Genomic DNA, 21341 nt, shown 5'->3' with positions numbered 1-21341 from the left:
GACGACATGCGAGTTCCAACCACAGTTCTGCCGCACGCGCGGCTACTGGCCCTGGTCGGGTTCACAGCCGCCTGCGCTGCGCTCTTCGGCTACCTCTGGGTCAACTCGGGCGGGCGCATCCCGGTGGTGTCCCAGGCCGGCTACCGGGTCCACCTCGACGTGCCGTCGGTCTCGAACCTGGTCTACGACTCCGACGTCATGGTCGCCGGCGTCAACGTCGGCAAGATCGTCGACATCGAGCCGGTCGGCGACCAGGCCTCGGTCGAGGTCGAGATGAACGACAACCACCCCCTGCACGAGGGGGTCAGCGCGGAGATCCGGAACAAGACGCTGATCCAGGAGTCGTACCTCGACTTCACCGACGGCAAGGGTGCGGAGATCCCGGACGGCGCGACGCTGCCGCCCGGCACCGGCAAGCCCGGCGTCGAGCTCGACGACGTCTACCGCTCCCTCGACCAGCCGACCCGCGACTCGATCGGGAACGTCGTCCGCTCGTCCGGGTTGGCGACGGACGACAGCGCGCAGTCGCTGACGGACGCCGTCGCCGGCCTCGGTGAGGTCGGCAGGCAGGGCGGCACGGTGACCGACGCGCTCGCCGCCCAGTCGGAGGACCTGACGACGCTGACCGGGCAGACGGCGACGCTGCTCGCCGCGCTGGACACCAGGGACGGGCAGATCGCCCAGCTGGTCTCGGACTCCCAGCAGGTGTTCTCGGCCACGGCGCAGAACGACGAGAAGCTGGCCGAGACCATGCGGACGCTGCCGCCGTTGCTCGACTCCGTGCGCGGGGCCAGCGACGATCTGACGACCCTGTCCGGTGCGCTGGCACCGGTCGCGCGCGATCTCGACACGGCCGCGCCCGACCTGTCCGCGGCACTCACGCAGCTGCCGGGGACCTCCGCGGATCTGCGCGGCATGCTCCCGTCGCTGCAAGGCGTGGTCGACCGGGCGCCGGACACGCTGCAGCGGGTCCCGGCCGTGGCCGACGACGCGAGCTCTCTCGTCGGGACGTTGGACGTGGCGATGTCGGACGTCAACCCGATGCTGGCCTACCTGAAGCCGTACGACCGCGACGTGGCCGCGTTCTTCACCAACTTCGGCCAGGCCCTGAACCGGGGCGATGTCAACGGGAAGACGCTGCGGATCTTCATGGTCTTCAACGAGCAGACGGTGAAGGGCATCCCGGTCGACACGAACAAGGCGCCGCTGCTGGCGAAGTCGAACGCCTACCCCGACGCCGGCGGCTCCGCCGACCCCGGTCCGTTCACGGGTCAGTACCCGCGCATCCAGCAGGACCCGCCGCGATGAGCCGCCGCGGCCACTCCCCGGCCAGGGCCCTCCGGCGTCCGTTCGCGGCGGCGGTGGCCCTGGGCCGGGCCGGGCTCGCCACGGTGTCGACGGCGGCGCGCCGCCCGGCGCCCGCCGGACGGGAGGCGCGCAGCGCGCAGGCTGCTCCGGACGTGTCGCGTACGCGTCGGGCCGGCTCGGTCGTGGGAGTGGTCGTGGCTCTCGGCCTCCTGATCGGGGGGCTCGCGCAGGTCGACGTCTCCACCGGCGTGGACTCGTTCCTACCGGCGAACGACCCGGCGGTCGACGCTCTGCACGACTACGCCGGAGCGTTCGGCTCCGACGCGACGGTCGTGCTCCTCGAGTCGCCAGGACCGAGATCCCTGCTCGAAGGGGACCAGCTGCAGTCCTTGCTCCGCCTCGAGGGCGAGCTCGCCCGGCTGCCGGACGTCTCGGCGGTCTACGGGCCGGCGACGGTGCTCAACCAGGTCGCCGGGCGCGCCCAGGACCTGCTCGCCGAGCTCGTCGGCCGGCGGGACGGGGTGCGGGGAACCGCCCGGGCCCAGGCCGCTGCGGCGGGGGCGTCACCGGAGGAGGCCGACCGGGCTGCTGACAAGGCCAGCGCCGAGTTCGACCGCCGCTACGGCACCTTGCTCGCCCGTGGCCTGCCGTCGGGTCTCCCGACGATCCGCAACCAGCAGTTCGTCGAGAACGCGATCTACGACGAACAGGGCCGGCCGCGTCCACAGTGGCGTTTCGTCGTCCCGTCGGACCGGTCGGTCGCGCTGCTGGTCCGGCCGCGTCAGGAGCTGGACCAGGGGAGTACCGAGGTGCTCGTCGACCGCGTCGGGGACCTCGTCGACCGGTCCGGCCTGGACACGACCCGCACGACGGTGTCCGGCGTGCCGGCGGTCGTCGCGGGGCTCGGTCACCAGGTCCGTCAGGAGGTCCCGCTCCTGGGCGGGTTGGCGGTCGTCGGCGTCGCCCTGTGTCTCGTCGCGACGCCATGGGCATCGACCCGACGTCGGCGTCTGATGCCGGTGGCGGTGACGTTGCTGGCAACGGCCACCACGATGGCGGTGTACGGCTGGATCGGGCATCCACTGTCCCTCGGTGTGGTGGCGTTCCTCCCTGTGTTGCTCGGTGTCGGCAGCTACTACCCGATCTACTGGGCACAACGTGCCGAGCGGCGGGTGGTGGTGACCGTCGCGCTCGCCACCGCCGTCAGCTTCGGCGCTCTCGCGCTGTCGCCGATGCCGTTCGTCCGAGACCTCGGGCTCTCGCTCGCGCTCGGTGTCCTGGCCTCGTGCGGGGCGGCGGCGCTGGTGACGCGGACGATGCGGCTCGACGAACCGACCGAACCGGTCGAGGCCACCGGGCCGGCCGCTGACGGTCCGAACAGGACTCGGCTCGCGACTCGCGTCGCGGCCGTCGTCCTCGCCGGCGCGGTGGCGGCCGCGGGGTGGGCGTCGTTGCCCGCCATACCGCTGACCGCCGACTTCACCAGCTTCACCAAGGGTCTGGCGGTCGGTGACGACGTCGAGCACCTCCAGCGCTCACTGGGCACCTCCGGTGAGGTCGACGTCGTCCTGCGCGGACCGGACGTCACGTCGCCGGAGGCGATGGCATGGATGTCCGAGGCCGAGAAGAGCATCGTCAGCCGCTACGGCGACGTGCTCCGGCCGGTGACGTCCGTGCCACAGATGATGCGGTTCCTGGGCTCCGAGCCGACACCGGAGCAGATCTCCGCGGCGCTGCGGTTGCTGCCTCCCTACCTGCTCGGCGCGGTGGTCGGTCCGGACGCCACGGTCGCGAGCCTCGCGTTCGGCAGCACGCAGCAGGATGCGGTCGAGCTCGAGCAGCTCCGCGACACCGTCCTCACCGGACTCCCCGCGCCGCCGAGCGGGTACCGGGTCGAGGTGACCGGTCTGCCGATGCTGGCCGCGCACGGCTACGACCTGATCGACGGCGAGCGCTATCTGGCCAACGGCATCGGTGTCCTCGCCGCCGGTCTGGTCCTGTTGATCGGTCTCGGTCGGCGGCGGGCGGATGCGGGACGCGCCGTGCTCGCAGCGGCGATCGCGACCGGCGTCGGGCTGTCGCTGACGTGGCTGTTCGGCGTCGCCCTGAACCCGGTCACGGTCACCCTCGGCGCGCTGACGGCGGCGGTGGGCTGCGAGTTCAGCGTGATGCTCGCCGAGGCCGCCCGGAGCGGCCAGATCCGGCTCCGGCGCTCGGTCGCCCTGGCTGCGGCCACGTCCGGCGTCGGGTACCTCGTGCTCGCAGCCTCCGGTCTGCAGGCGATCCGCGAGTTCGGACTGTTGTTGGCGGTGTCCGTGCTTCTCGCCCTCGGCGCGGCACGGCTCGCGGTGTGGGTGTGGCCGCCCCGGCCGACCCCGCAGCCGCCTGGCTCCTCCCCGGAGCACGAACCGCGTTCCCTCGAGCTGACGGGAGTAGGCGCATGACATCCATGCTGTCCAAGGAAACGCTGGACAAGGCGTCCGGGACCGTGGGCGGGCTGCCCGGGAAGGCCCGCAAGGGATTCGCCGCCGCCCGGCGGCGGACCAAGGTCGTGATCGCGGGTGGCCTCATCGTGCTGCTGGCCCTGGTGGCCGGCGGGGTGACGTGGTGGCAGATCGAGGCCCTCCCCGACGACGCGGCGTTCCGGCTGGGGGACAGGGTCGTCACCACCGACGAGCTCGACCGCCAGGTGGACACCCTGCGCGCCTTGTACGGGGTGAACCCGCCGACGGAGCCGGACCAGCTCGACGCTTTCCGGCGGGACGCCGCGAAGTCCTACGCCGTCGCGATCGTCCTCGACGACGCCGCGCGGGACGAGGGCGTCGTCGCGGCCGACAAGGCGGTCAACGACACGCTCTCCCGGTTCATCGCGCAGCAGCTCGGGGAGGGTCCGCAGGCCCGCGAGAAGTTCATCGAGGCCCTCGGCAACAGCGGCACCTCCGAGCAGGCCGTGCTCGGGGAGGTGAAGCGGCAGATGACCGTCGCACAGCTCATGGACAAGGTCACCGGTCCGATCACGGTGAGTGACGACGAGGTGAAGAAGGCCTTCGACGAGCGGCACGACCAGCTGGGCACGCCGGAGAAGCGCCGGCTTTCCAACATCGTCGTCGCCGACAGGGCGGCCGCCGACCAGGTGGTCGCACGCATCCGGGGTGGTGAGCCGTTCGCAGACGTCGCCCGCTCCGTGAGCCAGGACCAGTCGACCCGTGACAAGGGCGGGGATCTCGGCCAGGTGGCGGCGGCTCAGCTGGAGCCGGCGTACGGGCAGGCCGCGTTCGCCGCGGCCCCCGGGACGGTGTTCGGTCCGGTGCAGACCCAGCACGGTTGGAACGTCGGAGTGGGCGGGGCGACGACGCCGCCCGTTCCCGCGACGTTCGAGGCGATCAAGGAGCCCCTGAGGGCCACGCTCGAGCTGGAGAAGTCGACCGAGGCGTGGCGGAACTGGATCGCCACCCGGATCACGGACGCCGACGTCGAGTACGCCGACAACTACCGTCCGGCCGATCCGGACGCCCCGCCCGGTGTGGCGGACCCGGCGCCTGCTGGGCCGGCGCCCCAGGGCGGTGCTCCCGCGCCTCAGGGCGGCGCGCCCGCACCCCCGGCCGTGGAGCCGCCGCGATGACGTCCGAGGGTCTGGCCAACGGAGGGATCCTCCTCGTCATGGCCGTCGCGCTCGCCGCACTCGGCCTCTGGGCTCGCGGCAACGTCGAGAACCTGGTGCCGGCCCAGATGTCCGGAGAGCAGCGGGACAAGCGGGTCCGGGTCCTCAGGCGAGGTGGGATCACCTGCCTGGTCGTGGCACTCGTCTTCGTCGCCGTCGCGATCGCGGTAGCGATCTGAGCCGGCCCTGATCGACCGGTTCCACCTGTCCACACCGGTCTCCCCGAGAGCGACGCCGACGTCGCACAACCACAGGAGAGTTCACTTGAGTAAGCGGATCGGCATCATCGGCGCTGGGACCGCGGGTCTGCAGCTGGGCCTGTTCCTGCGCCGGCACGACATCGACGCGACGATCTACACGGACAAGAACCCGGAGGAGTACGCGGCGGGTCGGCTGCCGAACACGGTGGCGCATCACGCGGTGACCGTGGAGCGCGAGCGGGCGCTCGGCATCGACCACTGGGACGTCAACGACTTCGGCTACTTCGGTCACCACTACTACCTCGGTGGCCCGGACCCGTTGACGTTCTACGGCGACTACCACGCCCCGAGCCGGGGTATCGACTACCGGATCTACCACCCGCAGCTGATGGAGGACTTCACCTCCCGCGGCGGAAGGATCGAGTACCGGACTCTCGGCGAGGAGGACGTCGCCACGCTCGAGGCGCAGCACGACCTGCTGGTCGTCTGCACCGGCAAGGGCACGTTCGGCAGGCTGTTCCCGCGCGACCCGGAGCACTCGCCGCACGAGACCCCGCAGCGCGCGCTGTGTGTCGGGGTGTTCACGGGCATCGAGCAGCTCGACAAGCGCGCCGTCGTCTGGGGTGCCTCCCCGGGGCACGGCGAGATGATCGAGATCCCGTATCTGACGTTCGGTGGGATGGCGTCGGCGCTGGTGTGGGAGAACCACATCGGTGGTGACCTGGAGGTGTTGCGGCACACGAGGTACGAGGACGACCCGGCGGCGTTCAGGACGCTGATGCTGGAGAAGCTGCGCACGCACTACCCGATGACGTTCGAGCGCGTGGACGAGTCCGAGTTCGATGTGGCGAACAGCCCGTTGGACATCCTGCAGGGTGGCGTGGTTCCGGTGGTACGGAAGACCTCGACCGTCCTGCCCGACGGGACGACCGCGCTGGCGCTCGGTGACGTCAACGCGACGGTGGACCCGGTCCTGGGGCAGGGCGGCAACATGGCCTCGTACGCCGCGTGGATCCTGGGCGAGGAGATCGTTGCTCAGGACGTGTTCGACGCGCGGTTCGTCGAGGTGGTCGACGCGCGTCGTCGGGATCGTGTGCTGGCCGCGACGCGGTGGACGAACTTCATGCTGGGCGCGCTGGACACGCTGCCGAAGGAGTTCCTCGGCTTCGTCGGCGCACTGTCCCTCGACCGTCGTCTGGCGGACGAGTTCACGGACAACTTCAACTTCCCCGAGAGGCAGTGGGACGTGTTCGCCCACCCGGACCGGATCGGCGCGTGGCTCGGGAAGGACCGGGCCCCGGAGCTGGTCGGCGCCGGCGCCTGATCGTCTCCCGGGCGTCGGCCGTCCTCCTCCCGACGCCCGGGAGACGAGATGCCGATGATGCCGGGCGGGCGGCCGAGGGAGCGGCGCCCGCCCGGCCTGTCGCGTCGGCGAGCCCGGGTCCGGCGTCAGCTCGATCGCGTGCCGAGCTTCTGCTGGATGGAGCTGAGCTTCATCGCGAGCCGGAGGTTGAACGTGACCTCGGGATCACGAAGATCGGCGCCGAGGACCTCCTCGATCCGCTTGCAGCGGTACTTCAGCGTCGAGATGTGGATGTACAGCGCGTTCGCGGCGGCGTTGAGCGTCGGATGATCGACCACAGCCTCCACCGTGCGGAGGAGCTCCGAGTTCGACGAGTCGTCGTGCTCGTGCAGTGGTCCCAGCCATCGTGAGACGAAGCTGTGGAGCCGGTGGCGGTCCGAGTCCGAGTAGAGAAATCCGAGCAGGCCGAGGTCCTCGTAGTACGTCACGGCGTCCCGCTGGTCGTGGTCGCGCAGGATGTCCGCAGCCCGGACCGCCTGGTCCAAGCCCTCGGAGAGCGCCTCCGGTCCGGAGGCGGAGGGACCGATGCCGCAGACGAGCTGGAAGCCGTCGCGGCGCAGTGAGGTCAGGCAGAGCCGGGCATCCGTCTCGGACTCGCGGTTCCCCGTGTCGGGTACGAGGGCGATGACGTATGGGCCGATCGTCGACACCAGGGTGTCGGGGCCGTTCCCACCGCCCGCGTTGCGGAACCGGTCGGCCAGCGCGTGGCCGACGCGGACGAGATCGGTCTCCGATGCTGCCCGCGCCGCGGTGAACGCGAGTGCCCGGTGCGGGCCGCTCAGGTCGTGGCCGAGCACGGCCGCCCGCGCCGGGACGCTCGCCAGATCCGCCCCCCGCATGAGGTCGGCGACGATGGCAGACCGGCGCAGAGTGATGTCGTCGGTGGCGTCCTGCTCCATCCTCAGTAGCCACGAGAGGATGCCGGCCGCCTGCCGCAGGACGGCGATGCTCCATGCGCTGCGCCGATCGACCTCGGCGACGAGCAGATAGGGGTGCGCGCCACCGACGCCGATCTTCACCACGGCACGTACGAACGGCGCTGAGCTCCCGGGCGTGAACACCGGCGTGCTGGAGCGCGCCGCCCGTGCGATGGCGTCGCTGTCGCGGTGACTCGACGTGTTCAGCAGGACCGGCTCGGCCCGCCCGGCCGAACCGATCACGACTCCGCGCGCCGTCTGCACGGCCACTGCGCTGCCGAGCGCCGCGGAGACCCGCTGGAGGAGGCAGCGCACCGTGGGCTGCGTCCCCGGATCGGCCTCGAACAGCTCGATGAGCGTCTCCTGGGCGGCCGGGTCGAGGCGCAACGCCTTCTCCTCGGCGGGCGCTCCGCCGTCCAGGACGCCGTCGAGATCGTTCTCGGCCTCCTGGACGGCCACGGCGACGATGCGGGACAGCGCCGCGACGTCCGGCGCGCAGCTCGCGACGAACTGGACCCGGCCCGTCGTGCGACCGTCGCGCGCGATCACGGCGGTCGCGACGAAGCGGGTGGTGCCAGAGGAGTCGGCGTGAGCCTCGACCGAGAAACCGCTGTCGTGACCCGACGAGCCCAGCCGGCCGAAGATCGCCGGAAGCTCCAGGTCGTGGAGTGCGCACAGCCGCATTGCCGGACAGCCGATGGCCGCGTAGCAGCAGCCCAGCACACCGGGGAAGCGCAGGTGGATGGCCTCGTGGACCCGTTCGAGAGTGCGCAGCTCCCACGGGCTCAGCTCGGGAGCGGGCGGCTGAGGACCGTCCACACCCGCGTGCTTGATCCGGGGGTCGTCGATCGCGACAGCGTTCATCGGAGTCGCTTCTCCTTCGTGCGGCGGCACTCACTTCTTTCGGGAGCCGTTCGCGGGCAACGTCGGAAGGGGATCCGGCCGGGTCGGGAGGTGCGCGTCGGCCGGGGAGTCGTGCTGCGCCGTGTGGGATCGAGGGGGAGCCGTCCACACGGTGCCGGGGTCTGTCTGTCTGCTCCTGTCAGGTGAGGGCGACGACGCGACCTGTGGTCCGGTGGCCACTGCGCGACAAGCTCATCCACGTCGTCGGGGGTCTTGGCGGTGCGACGCGCATCACCATAGCGGTCGATTACCAAGGCGTCAAAAGCTTATTACTAAATGAACTGACGCGGACGGCCGTGGCGCCGAGCGATGACCGCTGCGCTAAACAGTTCACTACTAAAGCACTTCTGGTACGGTGTCCGCGTGCGTCACCACGACTTGGCCGTCATCGGGGCCGGCTCCGGAAGCTCGATCATCGACAGCAGGTTCGACCACCTCGACGTCGCCGTCGTCGAGCACGGTCGCTTCGGCGGGACGTGTCTGAACGTCGGGTGCATCCCGACGAAGATGTACGTGCACGCGGCGCACGTCGCCGACACCGTCCGCGAGGCGCACCGTTTCGGCGTCGACGCGACCGTCGACAAGGTGCGCTGGGCCGACATCCGGGAACGGATCTTCGGCCGGATCGACCCGATCTCCGACGGTGTGCGCGACTACCGCAACGACCCGGTCCGCACGCCGAACGTCACGACCTACGAGGGCAGTGCCCGATTCACCGGCGCCCGCTCCGTCCGGGTCGAGCTGCCCACCGGCACGGCAGAGGAGTTCACCGCCGACCGGATCCTGATCGCCGCGGGGGCCCGGCCGGACGTGCCGGAGATCGTCGAGTCCTCCGGTGTGCCCTACGAGACCTCGGACACGGTCATGCGGCTGTCAGCGGTACCCCGACGGCTGGTCGTCCTCGGTGGTGGGTTCGTCGGGGCGGAGTTCGCCCATGTCTTCTCCGCGTTCGGCGCCCACGTGGCCGTTGTCAGCCAGGGGCCGGCACTCCTTCGCCGGGAGGACGAGGACGTCTCGGCCGCCTTCACGGACCGTGCCCGCGAGCGTTGGGACGTACGGCTGAACACGCGGGTCGCCGGCATGACGGGATCGCCGGGAGACATCCGGGTCGAGCTGTCGGACGGATCGGTCGTCGAGGCCGACACGGTGCTCGTGGCGACCGGGCGCCGCCCGAACGGCGACCTCCTCGATGTGGGGAGCGCCGGGATCCCGCTGCACCTCGACGGCCGGATCGTCGTCGACGAGTACCAGCGGACGCCGGTCGACGGGATCTTCGCGATCGGGGACGTCAGCTCCCCGTTCCAGCTGAAGCACGTGGCCAACCACGAGAAGCGGGTGGTCGCGCACAACCTCCTGCACCCGGACGACCTGCGTGCCACGGATCACCGGTTCGTACCGTCGGCGGTCTTCACGACGCCGCCGATCGCGAGCGTCGGCATGACCGGACAACGGTGCCGGGATCTCGGCCTCGACCACGTCGTGACGGTGCAGCGATTCGCCGACGTCGCCTACGGCTGGGCGCTCGAGGACACGACGGGCTTCGTCAAGGTGATCGCCGACCGGGACACCGGCCGACTGGTGGGGGCCCACATCATCGGCCCGGAGGCGTCGACCCTCATCCAGCAGCTCGTCCAGGTGATGGCCTCCGACCAGGACGTACGCGAGATCGTTCGTCAGCAGTACTGGATCCACCCGGCGTTGCCCGAGGTCGTGGAGAACGCGCTCCTCGGCCTCGAGTTCTGACGACTACCGGAGGTGGCTCATGTCGGGGAGCCCGTTCCTGCAATACTGGCCCGCCAGCCGACCGAATGTTCGTTCGGCATGTGTGGATATCCGATCGGAGGCGTAGCGGCCGCATGAGTGACGTGTTCCTCGTCAGTGGAGTCCGGACCCCGCAGGGCAAGTACGGGGGTGCGTTGGCTCAGGTACGCCCGGACGACCTGGCGGCTCTGGTCGTCGGTGAGGCGGTGAGGCGAGCCGGAGTGTCGCCGGACGAGATCGACGAGGTCGTGCTGGGCGCCGCGAACCAGGCGGGGGAGGACAACCGCAACGTCGCTCGTATGGCCGCGCTGCTCGCCGGCCTCCCGCAGACCGTCCCGGGCTACACGGTGAACCGCCTGTGCGCGAGCGGGATGACCGCGATCACCGGTGCGGCGCAGGCCATCCGCTCCGGCGAGGCGGACATCGTCGTCGCAGGCGGCGTCGAGTCGATGACCCGCGCGCCATGGGTGATGGCCAAGCCGGGCACTCCGTGGGCCAAGCCGGGCGAGGTCGCCGACTCGGCGCTCGGGTGGCGGTTCACCAACCCGCGGTTCACCGCGATGGATCGCGAGGCTCCCGAGCAGCACACCGAGACCGACGGGCCGATGACGCTGTCGATGGGTGAGACCGCTGAGGAGGTCGCCGCGCTCGACGGGCTGACCCGCGAGGAATGCGACGCGTTCGCGGTCGAGAGCCACCTGCGCGCGGTTGCGGCCGCGAAGGACGGCCGCTTCGACGACGAGCTGGTCCCGGTCTCCGTGGCCCGACGCAAGGGGGACCCGATCACGGTCTCCGCGGACGAGGGCCCGCGCGCCGATGCGTCCCAGGAGTCGCTCGGCAGGCTGCGCCCCGTGTTCCGGCGCGACGGCATCGTCACCGCGGGCAACTCCTCACCGCTGTCCGACGGCGCGGCGGCCGTGGTGCTCGCCGGCGCGCGCGTCGTCGAGCAGTACGGTCTCCAGCCCCTCGCCCGCGTCGTCACGGGGACGAGCGCCGGGGTGGCGCCGCACGTCATGGGTCTGGGGCCGGTCCCGGCATCGCAGAAGGCGCTCGACCGCGCCGGATGGGCCGCGTCGGACCTCACCGCCGTCGAGCTGAACGAGGCGTTCGCCGCACAGAGCCTGGCGAGCGTGCGCCGCCTCGGCCTGGACCCGGCGATCGTGAACGCCGATGGCGGCGCGATCGCGCTCGGGCATCCGCTGGGTTGCTCCGGCGCCCGCATCACGATCACCTTGGCGAACCGGCTGCGCCGCGAGGGCGGCGGCCGCGGCCTGGCGTCGATGTGCGTCGGCGTCGGCCAGGGTGCGGCGCTCCTGATCGAGTCCGTCTGACATCCGCGATACCCCGATCACCCGAACAGGGAGACCCATGAGTACCCCGCTTCTGCGCAGCCATGTCGGCGGCCGCTGGTACGCCGCTTCCGACGACGGCCGCCCCGTCCACGACGCGGTGACCGGCGAGCAGATCGCACGCCTGTCGACAACGGGCCTCGACTTCGAGGCCGCCCTGGACTATGGACGCACGGTCGGTGGCCCCGCGCTGCGCGAGTTGACGTTTCACCAGCGGGCGGCGCTGCTCAAGGCGCTCGGTGGGCACCTGCGCGAGCACCGCGAGCAGCTCTACACCGTCTCGGCGCGCACCGGCGCCACGCTCGGCGACTCGAAGTTCGACGTCGACGGCGGCATCGGCGTACTGCTCGCCTACGCGTCCAAGGCGAAACGGGAGCTGCCGAACGACACCGTCTACGTCGACGGCGACATCGAACCCCTCGGTAAGGGCGGCACGTTCCTCGGCCAACACGTCTGCACCCCACGCCGCGGCGTCGCGGTACAGGTCAACGCGTTCAACTTCCCCGTGTGGGGGCCGCTGGAGAAACTCGCCCCCGCGTTCCTGGCCGGCGTGCCGACCCTGATCAAACCGGCCAGCCCGACCGCGTTCCTCACCGCGACCCTGGTCGAGCTGATCGTCGACTCCGGACTGCTGCCCGACGGCGCACTGCAGTTCGTCGCCGGCTCCCTCGGTGACGCGTTCGACCACCTCACCGGCCAGGACCTGGTCAGCTTCACCGGCTCCGCGTCGACCGCGCAGACCCTGCGCACACACCCCGCGATCGTCCGGAACTCGGTGCGGTTCTCCGCCGAGGCCGACTCACTGAACTTCTCCGCACTCGGCCCGGACGCCACACCCGGCACGGCGGAGTTCGACCTGTTCGTCACCGGCCTGGTCACCGAGATGACAGTCAAGGCCGGACAGAAATGCACCGCGATCCGCCGCGCATTCGTGCCCTCCCAGCACGTCGACGCCGTCATCTCGGCCACCTCCGAACGCCTCGACACGGTCGTCGTCGGCGCACCGGACGCCGAGAGCACGACCATGGGCGCGCTGGCCAGCCTCGACCAGCGCGAGGAGGTCCGGCGCAGCGTGAAAGCGCTGCGCGACGCCGGCCGGATCGTGTTCGGCGACCCGGACACCGTCGAGGTCACCGGCGCCGACGCCCAGCGCGGCGCGTTCGTGTCCCCGCTGCTGCTGCTCGGGGACCCGCAACGCGCCGAACCACACGAGGTCGAGGCGTTCGGCCCGGTCTCCACGATCCTGCCGTACTCCTCGACAGAGGAGCTGATCGACTTCGCGGCCCGCGGGCAGGGCAGCCTGGCCGGCTCGATCGTCACCGCCGACACCGCGTTCGCCCGCGAGGTCGTGCTCGGCACCGCACCGTTCCACGGCCGCCTGCTCGTACTCAACGACCGCGACGCAGGCGAGTCCACCGGCCACGGCTCCCCGATGCCCCAACTCGTCCACGGTGGACCAGGGCGCGCCGGCGGCGGCGAGGAGATGGGCGGCATCCGCGGCGTGCTGCACCACATGCAACGCACGGCCGTGCAGGGAGACCCGGACACGATCGCCGCGGTCACCGGCCGCTGGGTTCAGGGGGCCGAACGCCGCGAGACCGAGCGGCACCCGTTCCGGCTGCACCTCGAAGAACTCAAGCCCGGCGACACCCTCGTCGCAGGCCCCCGCACGGTGTCCCAGCAAGACGTCGAACACTTCGCCGAGTTCACCGGCGACACGTTCTACGCGCACATGGACGCCGAGGCCGCCGCGGCGAACCCGCTGTTCGGCGAACGCGTCGCGCACGGCTACCTGATCGTCTCACTGGCCGCCGGCCTGTTCGTCGACCCCGACCCCGGCCCCGTGCTCGCCAACTTCGGCGTCGACAACCTGCGCTTCCTCACCCCCGTCACATTCGGCGACTCCCTGACGGTGACCCTGACCTGCAAACAACTCACCCCACGCGAATCGGCCGGCTACGGCGAAGTCCGCTGGGACGCCGACGTCACCCGCCAGGACGGCCAGTCCGTCGCCCGCTACGACGTCCTCACCCTCGTCGCGAAGAAGGACGCCGACAAGCAGGACGCAGCGACGTGACGGGCCTGGAGGGACGCGTCGCCCTCGTCACCGGTGGTGCGCGCGGCATCGGGGAGGCGACGGCCCGTCGTCTCGCCGGAGACGGCGCGGACGTCGCGATCGTCGATCTCGACCGGACCCGGTCCGAGAAGGCGGCTGCCGAGATCGCGGCGGACACCGGACGGGAGGTCATCGGGATCGGCGCCGACGTGACCGACCCGGAACAGGTCGCAGCGGCGGTCCAGCGAGTCGTGGAGGAGCTGGGCTCGCTCGGCGTGCTCGTCAACAACGCCGGCGTGACGCGGGACAACCTTCTGTTCAAGATGTCCGATGAGGACTGGGACACGGTACTCGGCGTCCATCTACGGGGGCTGTTCGTCGTCACGCGCGCGGCGCAGAAGCACATGGTGGACGCGCGCTGGGGCAGGATCATCAGCCTGTCCAGCGTCTCGGCTCTCGGCACCCGGGGCCAGCTCAACTACTCGGCCGCCAAGGCGGGTATCCAGGGCGCGACCCGCACCCTGGCGATCGAGCTGGGGCCGTTCGGCATCACCGCGAACGCCGTGGCGCCCGGCTTCGTCGTGACCGAGATGACCGGTCAGCTGGCCGAGCGTCTCGGCACGACGCTGGAGGCGTTCACCGAGGAACGTGCGGCGATCACTCCGGTTCGACGGGCCGGAACCCCGGCCGACATCGCGGGCATCGTCGCCTTCCTCGCCGGCGAGGACTCGTCCTTCATCACCGGCCAGACGATCTACGCAGACGGAGGCCGGCGGCTCTAGCTAGCCGCCAGATGGAAGGCCTCGCAAGGATATTGACGAGTAAGTATTTTAGCTCTATGTTTTCCTCCAGTCGCACCTGATGAACGGTGCGCTGACGAGTGCCCCACGCACGGGCAGCGATGGACGCGGCGTCCTGTGCCGAAGGTCTGAGACTCGTTGCCACATCCCGACGCGCGCGACGTCGTCGTCGCCTCAACCAGGGAGAGTTCATATGAGCAAGCGGATCGGCATCATCGGGGGCGGGACTGCGGGTCTGCAGCTGGGCCTGTTCCTGCGCCGGCACGACATCGAGGCCACGATCTACACGGACAAGAACCCGGAGGAGATCGCGGCGGGTCGGCTGCCCAACACGGTGGCCCACCACGCGGTGACCGTGGAGCGCGAGCGGGCGCTCGGCATCGACCACTGGGACGTCAACGACTTCGGCTACTTCGGTCACCACTACTACCTCGGCGGTCCGCAACCGCTGACGTTCTACGGCGACTACCACGCCCCCAGCCGCGGGATCGACTACCGGATCTACCACCCGCAGCTCATGAAGGACTTCGCGGAGCGCGGCGGCACCATCGAGTACCGCACCCTCGGCGAGGAGGACGTTGCGACCCTCGAGGCGCAGCACGACCTGCTGGTCGTCTGCACCGGCAAGGGCACGTTCGGCCAGCTCTTCGAGCGGGACGCCGACCACTCGCCCCACCAGACGCCGCAGCGCGCACTCTGCGTCGGGGTGTTCACGGGCATCCACCAGCTCGACAAGCGCGCCGTCGTATGGGGTGCCTCACCGGGGCACGGCGAGATGATCGAGATCCCGTACCTGACGTTCGGCGGGATGGCCTCCGCGCTGGTGTGGGAGAACCACATCGGTGGTGACCTGGAGGTGCTGCGCCACACGAAGTACGAGGACGACCCGGCCGCGTTCAGGACGCTGATGCTGGAGAAGCTGCGCACGCACTACCCGATGACGTTCGAGCGCGTGGACGAGAAGGAGTTCGACGTCGCGAACAGCCCGCTGGACATCCTGCAGGGTGGCGTCGTGCCGACCGTCCGGAAGACGTCCGCCGTCCTGCCGGGCGGCACGACCGCTCTCGCCCTCGGTGACGTGAACGCCACCGTCGACCCGGTGCTGGGCCAGGGGGCGAACATGGCCTCGCACGCCGCGTGGATCCTCGGCGAGGAGATCGTCGCTCAGGACGTGTTCGACGCGCGGTTCGTCGAGGTGGTCGACGCCCGTCGGCGGGATCGTGTGCTGGCCGCGACGCGGTGGACGAACTTCATGCTCGGCGCGCTGGACACACTGCCCGACGAGTTCGTGGCGTTCGTGGGCGCGCTCGCGCAGGACCGTCGTCTGGCGGACGAGTTCACGGACAACTTCAACTTCCCCGAGAGGCAGTGGGACGTGTTCGCCCACCCCGATCGCATCGGCGCATGGCTGACCCGCGACAGGGCCACCAGCGACCTGGTCGGCGCATCTGCCTGATCACCAGGTGATCACCCGCCGGCCGGGCGACCGTGACGGTCCGCCCGGCCGGCGGATCCATGTCGTACTGCGCAGGGAGTGATTGTGGTGCGTTCCGCGTCGCCGCCGGACGACGGCGAAGAACGCGTCGACCTCCAGGTGATCGACGGCGGGGCGGTGTCGGACGGCGTCGACGCCGTCGAGCAGGAATGGCACCGCATCCGGCCGGACATCGACGTCAGTTCGTTCGGCATCGTCACGCGCATCTGGCGGATCGGGCGGCATCTCGACACCAAACGCAAGCTGCTCCTGGCCGAACTGGCAACCGATCGCGGAGCCATCGACGTCCTGGCCATGCTCCGGCGCAGCGGCGTGCCCTACCGCCGCAGCGCCGGAGACCTGACGCGGTCGGCGCTGATCACGTCGGGTGGGGTGTCGCAGCGGCTCGACAAGCTCGAGCGGGCCGGAATGGTGACGCGGCACGTCGACCTGGGCGACCGTCGGCGCGTCGAGGTCGAGCTGACCGAGACCGGGCTGGAACTGGTCGACGTCGTCCTGGCCGAGATGACCTCGCACGATGGTGAGCTGCTGGGTGCCGCCCTCGACGCGCACGAGCTCGACGCGTTGGAGTCGTTGCTGCGCAAGCTCCTGATGAGCCTGGAGCAGCGGTCCGGCAGTTCGGTGCCTCGAGCCCGAGGGCGCTCAGGCCGGGTTGCCGGCCGCCAGTAGCGGCTCGCTGACGGCCAGGGCCGGACACGGCCGATACGGGAGGTCCTGGCAGCCCACCAGCTGCGCCGGCGACATCGCTCGCCGGACGAAGCGGTCCTCGAACGCGAGGACGCCGTCGTGGCGGGTGCGCGACCGCGCCACGGCGGCCAGGTGGGGCCGGATGACCTCGAAGAGGGTCCGGGAGCATTCGGCGACGAGCGGATGCGCGAGCCCGTAGCGCGCCGCGTCGAGCCACAACGAGTCGGCGACCTCGAGCCGGGCGAGCAGTTCGTCCATGGCGTCGTCGACGGTCAGCGCCGTCGTCGTGACCAGCGCACCCACCTCGAGCAACGACCACGGCAGCGCGTCGATCATCCGCAGTTCGAGCCACCCACGCGGTCGGACCGGCGGGAACAGGGTCGTCAGGTGGTAGAGGAGGTCCTCGACCGTCGGCCAGCCGAGCTCGTGACCGTGGGCCATCCAGCTGCCGAACGACAGTCCCGGCGGGACGGCGACGTCGCGCCCGTCCTGGGTGCGGAGGAGCATCACGTCCGCGGCGAGTGCGTAGCGCAGCCAGGACTCGGCCATCGAGCCCGAACAGCTCACGGCGACGGTGCGAGCCGGGTCGATCGAACCCCAGATCCCCTGTCGGAGCGACTCCCACCTGTGCCCCGACGCGTCGCGGCCGGGGGAGTTGGCGAACGTGGCGACCAGGATCGGACCGAGTCGATTCGCCAGTTCCCACCGGCGTTCCGGACGGGTCGGGTGGTTGCTGAGGTTGACCTGCAGCGACGCGGTGTTGCACATCATCCAGCGGCCGGCGTCCCCACCTGCGTCGAAGAACGACTCCATCGCCGCGTACCGGCCGTGGGGCAGGATCCGCGACGGGATCCTGCTCGAGTCGAGCGCGGACTCGCGGTAGGTCAGCCCGGCATGTGCGAGCCGGGAGCGCAGGACGGTCGCGTCTCCCGCTGCGGCGTCGAGCGCGGCCTCGATCGAGCCGGCGGGTGCCGTCGACAGTTCCAACTGGCCGCCGGGTTCGACCGTCGCGCGGCCGCCGGCCGGGAGCGGCACCTCGCAGACCGCGCGCAGGTCGTCGACGTGAGGGCGCCCCGACGGATCGTCGCCGTCGTAGACCGGCCACTCGATCTCGATCCCGGCTCGTTCACGACCGTCGCCGGCCAGCAGGGACTCGACGGCCGTGGCAGCGGCGGCCGGGGTCATGCATCGGTGGGCTGACGGCACGAGGACCACCTCGATCAGTGCTCGGCGGTGAGTGTGGGAGGACGCTAGCAAGCGATCGTCGTCCCGGGAAGTAATTGACTGCTAAGAAATTCATCGCTACTTTGCCGGGGTCAACGGCGTCACACAACGACGAGGTGAACGATGAGTGGTCCCCTGACCGGCATCCGGGTCGTCGACCTGTCGGCCATGCTGTCGGGGCCGTGGGCCGCGGACATCCTGGGCGACCAGGGCGCCGAGGTGATCAAGGTCGAGCCGCCGGAGGTGGGAGACCACGTCCGCGCGCTCCGGAACCAGGTCGGCGGCCTCGCCTCGATGTTCGTCAACGTCAACCGGTCGAAGCGTTCTCTGACGCTCGACCTCAAGAGCGACGACGGCGTCCGCGTGCTCAAGCAGCTGGTGGCCTCGGCCGACGTGCTGGTGCAGAACTTCCGCCCGGGCGTCGTCGAGCGCCTCGGGATCGGCTACGACGACCTGCGCGAGGTCAACCCCGGGCTCGTGTACCTGTCGATCAGCGGCTTCGGCGAGGAAGGCCCGTACGCGAAGCGGCGTGTCTACGACCCGATCGTTCAGGCACTGTCCGGTCTGACGACGGTGCAGGCCGGCTCGGACACCGACCGGCCGCGGCTGGTCCGCACGGTGCTGCCGGACAAGCTGACGGCCGTCACCGGTGCACAGGCCATCTGCTCGGCGCTGGTTGCCCGCAGCATCAACGGCGAGGGCCAGCACATCCGGCTGTCCATGCTCGACACGGTCCTGGGTTTCCTCTGGGCCAGCGACATGAACGCCTACACGTTCGCCGACCAGCCGGTGACCCCGGAGAAGGCGGCGAGCTTCATCGACCTGATCTACGAAACCGCGGACGGGTGGATCACCGTCTCGACGATGAGCAACCGGGAGTGGACGGCGTTCTGCGAGGCCGCCGAGCGGCCGGATCTGCTCACCGATCCTCGCTTCGACACCCCCTCCAAGCGCGAGGAGAACGTCGACGAGCGACTCTCGGAGATCCAGAAGGTCCTGCTCCAGCGTCCCGCGCAGGAGTGGCTGGACCTCCTGGAGCGTCACGACGTTCCGTGCGCGCCCGCACTGCGTCGCTTCGAGCTTCTCGACAATCCGCAGGTCCTTGCCTCCGGCACGATCATCGAGACCGACCACCCGACGGCAGGAAGGGTCCGCCAGGCGCGGACCGCCGCCCGTTTCGCCGGTACACCGGTCGACCTGCCCCGGGGCGCGCCTCGGCTGGGCGAGCACAACCGGGAGGTTCTCGCCGAGATCGGCCTGGACCCCGCCGAGATCGACCGCCTGTCCGCCGCGGGCGTGGTGGGCAGCGAGTTCGGTGAGCCCGCCCCCGAGCCGGCCGACACCGACACCGTTCTGACCAGAGGAGCATGACCATGGGAACCAAGCTGATCATCGGTGCCGACCGGGGCATCGCGAACTCGATGTCGCGCCACCTGCACGAGCGCGGCGACGACGTGCTCGCGGCCTGCTTCGGCGACGGAGCGGACCTCGCCGGCGCCGGAATCAAGGTCGAGCCCGGCGTGGACGTGACCTCCGACGAGGCGGTGTCCGGTCTGGCCAAGCGGCTGGAGCAGCAGAACGTCCAGCTCGAGTGGCTGGTCAACGTCGCCGGGATCATGCACCTGGACACGATCGAGACGGTCGACTACGACGACGCCCGCAAGCAGTTCGAGATCAACACGCTCGGACCGCTTCGCGTGGTCCGCGCTCTGCGCGGATTCCTCGGTGAGGGCTCGAAGGTCGGGATCCTCACCAGCCGTGTCGGGTCGATGGTGGACAACACCAGCGGCGGCGACTACGCGTACCGCATCTCGAAGGCCGCCGCGAACATGGTGGCTCTCAACCTGCACCACGACCTCAAGAAGGTCGGTGTCGCGGTCCAGGCGCTGCACCCGGGAATGGTCCGGACCCACCTGCTCGACGTCGTCGACCAGGAGGAGCTGACGCGATACGCGTCGGTGTTCGCCCGGCCCGAGCAGTCCGCCGAACAGCTCGTCACCGTCCTCGACGGGCTGACCCTCGAGACGGCAGGCCAGTTCCAGCACGCCAACGGCGAGATCCTGCCCTGGTAGTCGGACCCGGCGTCCGCTCGACCGCTCCCCATCACCACACACAGCACGAGCCGAAGGAGTCTTGTCGTGATCGAGATCTACGGGTTCGTCCCCTCATGGGGTCTGCCCGACATCAGCCCGTTCGTCACCAAGGTCGTCAACTACGCGACGATGGCCGGCGTCCCGTTCGAGTACAGGATCCAGCCGCTGGACACGCTGGCCAGCACGTCGCCGACCGCCAAGCTGCCCTACATCATCGACGAGGGCAGGCAGGTCAACGACTCGACGACCATCGTCGACCACCTCAAGGACAAGTACGGCGACAAGCTCGACAGCCACCTCGGCGAGACCGACAAGGCGGTCGGGGTGGCCTTCCAGCGCCTGATCGAGGAGAACCTCTACTGGTCCGGCGTCATCTACCCGCGCTGGCGCAACGACGAGGTGTTCGCGGTCTACCTGCCGTCCTTCGTCCCGCCCGGTGAGGAGCCGGCGCCGGAGTTCCTCGAGGCGATGCTCGCGTACCGGCAGAAGATCTGGGGCGCTGCCGGTGGCCACGGGATGGGCCTGCGCACCCACGACGACGTCCTCGTGAACCTCAAGACGGACCTCGACGCGCTGTCGTCGTTCCTGGGCGACAAGCCGTTCCTCCTCGGCTCCGAGCCCACGTCCTACGACGCGACCGTCTACTCGACGTTCCGCCACATCGCGGACGTCCCGTGGGACTGGGAGGGGCGCGACCACGCCCGCTCGAAGTCCAACCTCGTCGCCTACTCCGAGCGGATGCAGAACCGCTTCGGCGTCTGACCGACCAACGGCCACCGGAGACATCGCAGTGATCGACCTGTTCTACTTCGTCAGCCCGAACGCCCGGAAGATTCTCATGGCGCTCGAGGAGCTCGAGCTCGCCTACGAGATCCGGTGGACCGACATCACCCGGGGAGACCAGTTCGACCCGGACTACCTGCAGGTGAACCCGAACGGGAAGATCCCCGCGATCGTCGATCACGACGGCCCCGGTGGCCGGCCGTTGGCACTGTTCGAGTCCGCGGCCATCCTGCAGTACCTGGCCGACAAGACCGGCCGGTTGCTGCCGGCCGACCCCGGTGCCCGCTGGGAGGCGATCTGCTGGACGGTCTGGCAGGTCGCCAACCAGGGGCCGGGGCTGGGTCAGGCCACCCACTTCACCACCTACGCACCTCAGAACGGGCACGACGACCCGTACGCCCGGCAGCGGTTCGGAACCGAGGCCGCGCGCGTCTACCAGATCCTCGAGGAGCGGCTCCGCGACCGGGACCACATCGTGGACGAGTTCTCGATCGCCGACATCGCCTCCTTCCCGTGGACCCGTCTGGGCAAGGGCCACGGCATCTCCCTGGACGACTACCCGGCGGTCCGCGACTGGTCCGACCGCATCTCGGAGCGGCCTTCCGCCCAGGTCACGGTGCCTGACCAACGTTCCGAGGACGCGAAGAACTTCCGCTACACCCCGGAGCAGTACCGGCTTCTCTTCGGCGCCGACGCTCGCCCGGTCGGCTGAGAACGACCCGTCCGGCCCGCGGTCCCCGC

Annotated in this window: 17 protein-coding genes; 15 read left to right on the top strand and 2 right to left on the bottom strand. The window is 70.3% G+C overall.

Annotated elements, in window-relative coordinates; all coding sequences use genetic code 11:
• The first annotated feature begins 6 nt into the window (after positions 1-6).
• The 5 genes from EV378_RS10505 (at position 7) to styA (EV378_RS10485) (ending at position 6493) form a co-directional block, all read left to right on the top strand.
• Positions 7-1308, top strand: a complete 1302-nt coding sequence (locus EV378_RS10505; protein WP_132423284.1) for an MlaD family protein — start codon at positions 7-9, stop codon at positions 1306-1308.
• A complete protein-coding gene (locus tag EV378_RS10500; protein WP_132423281.1) occupies positions 1305-3752 on the top strand; it encodes an RND transporter family protein in 2448 nt (815 codons plus the stop codon). Before EV378_RS10505 ends, EV378_RS10500 begins: the two co-directional genes overlap by 4 nt.
• Positions 3749-4930 (top strand): peptidyl-prolyl cis-trans isomerase, encoded by a 1182-nt coding sequence (locus tag EV378_RS35295; protein WP_165922230.1) that lies wholly within the window; start codon positions 3749-3751, stop codon positions 4928-4930. Before EV378_RS10500 ends, EV378_RS35295 begins: the two co-directional genes overlap by 4 nt.
• A complete protein-coding gene (locus EV378_RS10490) occupies positions 4927-5148 on the top strand; it encodes a hypothetical protein (RefSeq protein WP_132423278.1) in 222 nt (73 codons plus the stop codon). Before EV378_RS35295 ends, EV378_RS10490 begins: the two co-directional genes overlap by 4 nt.
• An 85-nt stretch (positions 5149-5233) precedes the next feature.
• Positions 5234-6493 carry a styrene monooxygenase subunit StyA gene (gene styA, locus EV378_RS10485; protein ID WP_132423275.1) on the top strand — a complete coding sequence of 420 codons (1260 nt, stop codon included), beginning with the start codon at positions 5234-5236 and terminating at the stop codon, positions 6491-6493.
• Between the two features lie 125 nt (positions 6494-6618).
• On the opposite strand, the gene EV378_RS10480 is transcribed toward styA (EV378_RS10485), so the two are convergent.
• Positions 6619-8313, bottom strand: a complete 1695-nt coding sequence (locus tag EV378_RS10480) for a PucR family transcriptional regulator (protein ID WP_132423272.1) — start codon at positions 8311-8313, stop codon at positions 6619-6621.
• Positions 8314-8715: 402 nt separating this feature from the next.
• Here EV378_RS10480 and EV378_RS10475 point away from each other — a divergent pair, with 402 nt between their 5' ends.
• The 6 genes from EV378_RS10475 (at position 8716) to EV378_RS10450 (ending at position 16482) form a co-directional block, all read left to right on the top strand.
• The gene (locus tag EV378_RS10475; RefSeq protein WP_132427699.1) at positions 8716-10095 is read left to right on the top strand and encodes a mycothione reductase; all 1380 of its coding nucleotides are present in this window, start codon (positions 8716-8718) and stop codon (positions 10093-10095) included.
• Positions 10096-10208: 113 nt separating this feature from the next.
• Complete coding sequence (locus EV378_RS10470) at positions 10209-11444, top strand: thiolase family protein (RefSeq protein WP_132423269.1); 1236 nt, start codon at positions 10209-10211, stop codon at positions 11442-11444.
• Between the two features lie 37 nt (positions 11445-11481).
• Positions 11482-13539, top strand: a complete 2058-nt coding sequence (paaZ, locus tag EV378_RS10465; RefSeq protein ID WP_132423266.1) for a phenylacetic acid degradation bifunctional protein PaaZ — start codon at positions 11482-11484, stop codon at positions 13537-13539.
• Entirely contained in the window at positions 13536-14300 is a 765-nt protein-coding gene (gene fabG, locus EV378_RS10460; RefSeq protein WP_132423263.1) for a 3-oxoacyl-ACP reductase FabG, read from the top strand. The genes paaZ and fabG overlap by 4 nt, the downstream gene beginning before the upstream one ends.
• Positions 14301-14511: 211 nt before the next feature.
• Positions 14512-15774 (top strand): styrene monooxygenase subunit StyA, encoded by a 1263-nt coding sequence (gene styA, locus EV378_RS10455; protein ID WP_132423260.1) that lies wholly within the window; start codon positions 14512-14514, stop codon positions 15772-15774.
• Between the two features lie 156 nt (positions 15775-15930).
• Positions 15931-16482, top strand: a complete 552-nt coding sequence (locus EV378_RS10450) for a MarR family winged helix-turn-helix transcriptional regulator (RefSeq protein WP_207908629.1) — start codon at positions 15931-15933, stop codon at positions 16480-16482.
• Here the strand turns inward: EV378_RS10450 and EV378_RS10445 are convergent.
• Complete coding sequence (locus EV378_RS10445; protein WP_132423257.1) at positions 16456-17685, bottom strand: glutamate-cysteine ligase family protein; 1230 nt, start codon at positions 17683-17685, stop codon at positions 16456-16458. The two genes, EV378_RS10450 and EV378_RS10445, sit on opposite strands and share 27 nt — an antisense overlap.
• A gap of 162 nt (positions 17686-17847) precedes the next feature.
• On the opposite strand from EV378_RS10445, the gene EV378_RS10440 reads away from it, so the two are divergent.
• From EV378_RS10440 to EV378_RS10425, 4 genes are all read left to right on the top strand, one after another.
• The gene (locus EV378_RS10440; RefSeq protein ID WP_165922229.1) at positions 17848-19095 is read left to right on the top strand and encodes a CaiB/BaiF CoA transferase family protein; all 1248 of its coding nucleotides are present in this window, start codon (positions 17848-17850) and stop codon (positions 19093-19095) included.
• 2 nt (positions 19096-19097) lie between these two features.
• Positions 19098-19796 carry a 1-hydroxy-2-glutathionyl-2-methyl-3-butene dehydrogenase gene (isoH, locus tag EV378_RS10435; protein ID WP_132423254.1) on the top strand — a complete coding sequence of 233 codons (699 nt, stop codon included), beginning with the start codon at positions 19098-19100 and terminating at the stop codon, positions 19794-19796.
• 66 nt (positions 19797-19862) lie between these two features.
• Positions 19863-20579 carry an iIsoprene-epoxide--glutathione S-transferase gene (gene isoI / locus EV378_RS10430; RefSeq protein WP_132423251.1) on the top strand — a complete coding sequence of 239 codons (717 nt, stop codon included), beginning with the start codon at positions 19863-19865 and terminating at the stop codon, positions 20577-20579.
• A gap of 28 nt (positions 20580-20607) precedes the next feature.
• Entirely contained in the window at positions 20608-21312 is a 705-nt protein-coding gene (locus EV378_RS10425; RefSeq protein WP_132423248.1) for a glutathione S-transferase family protein, read from the top strand.
• The last annotated feature ends 29 nt before the right edge of the window (positions 21313-21341 follow it).

Source organism: Pseudonocardia endophytica (assembly GCF_004339565.1).
Taxonomy (GTDB): domain Bacteria; phylum Actinomycetota; class Actinomycetes; order Mycobacteriales; family Pseudonocardiaceae; genus Pseudonocardia; species Pseudonocardia endophytica.
Note: the sequence above shows the minus strand (reverse complement) of the source record. Positions and strands in the feature narration are given on the sequence as shown.

Bases quoted from the DNA above. Each gene is read 5' to 3' on its own strand.
- paaZ (WP_132423266.1), top strand. From the start codon at position 11,482: ATGAGTACCCCGCTTCTGCGCAGCCATGTCGGCGGCCGCTGGTACGCC.
- EV378_RS10505 (WP_132423284.1), top strand. From the start codon at position 7: ATGCGAGTTCCAACCACAGTTCTGCCGCACGCGCGGCTACTGGCCCTG.
- EV378_RS10500 (WP_132423281.1), top strand. From the start codon at position 1,305: ATGAGCCGCCGCGGCCACTCCCCGGCCAGGGCCCTCCGGCGTCCGTTC.
- EV378_RS35295 (WP_165922230.1), top strand. From the start codon at position 3,749: ATGACATCCATGCTGTCCAAGGAAACGCTGGACAAGGCGTCCGGGACC.
- isoH (WP_132423254.1), top strand. From the start codon at position 19,098: ATGGGAACCAAGCTGATCATCGGTGCCGACCGGGGCATCGCGAACTCG.
- EV378_RS10445 (WP_132423257.1), bottom strand. From the start codon at position 17,685: ATGACCCCGGCCGCCGCTGCCACGGCCGTCGAGTCCCTGCTGGCCGGC.
- EV378_RS10470 (WP_132423269.1), top strand. From the start codon at position 10,209: ATGAGTGACGTGTTCCTCGTCAGTGGAGTCCGGACCCCGCAGGGCAAG.
- EV378_RS10480 (WP_132423272.1), bottom strand. From the start codon at position 8,313: ATGAACGCTGTCGCGATCGACGACCCCCGGATCAAGCACGCGGGTGTG.
- styA (WP_132423260.1), top strand. From the start codon at position 14,512: ATGAGCAAGCGGATCGGCATCATCGGGGGCGGGACTGCGGGTCTGCAG.
- EV378_RS10490 (WP_132423278.1), top strand. From the start codon at position 4,927: ATGACGTCCGAGGGTCTGGCCAACGGAGGGATCCTCCTCGTCATGGCC.
- EV378_RS10440 (WP_165922229.1), top strand. From the start codon at position 17,848: ATGAGTGGTCCCCTGACCGGCATCCGGGTCGTCGACCTGTCGGCCATG.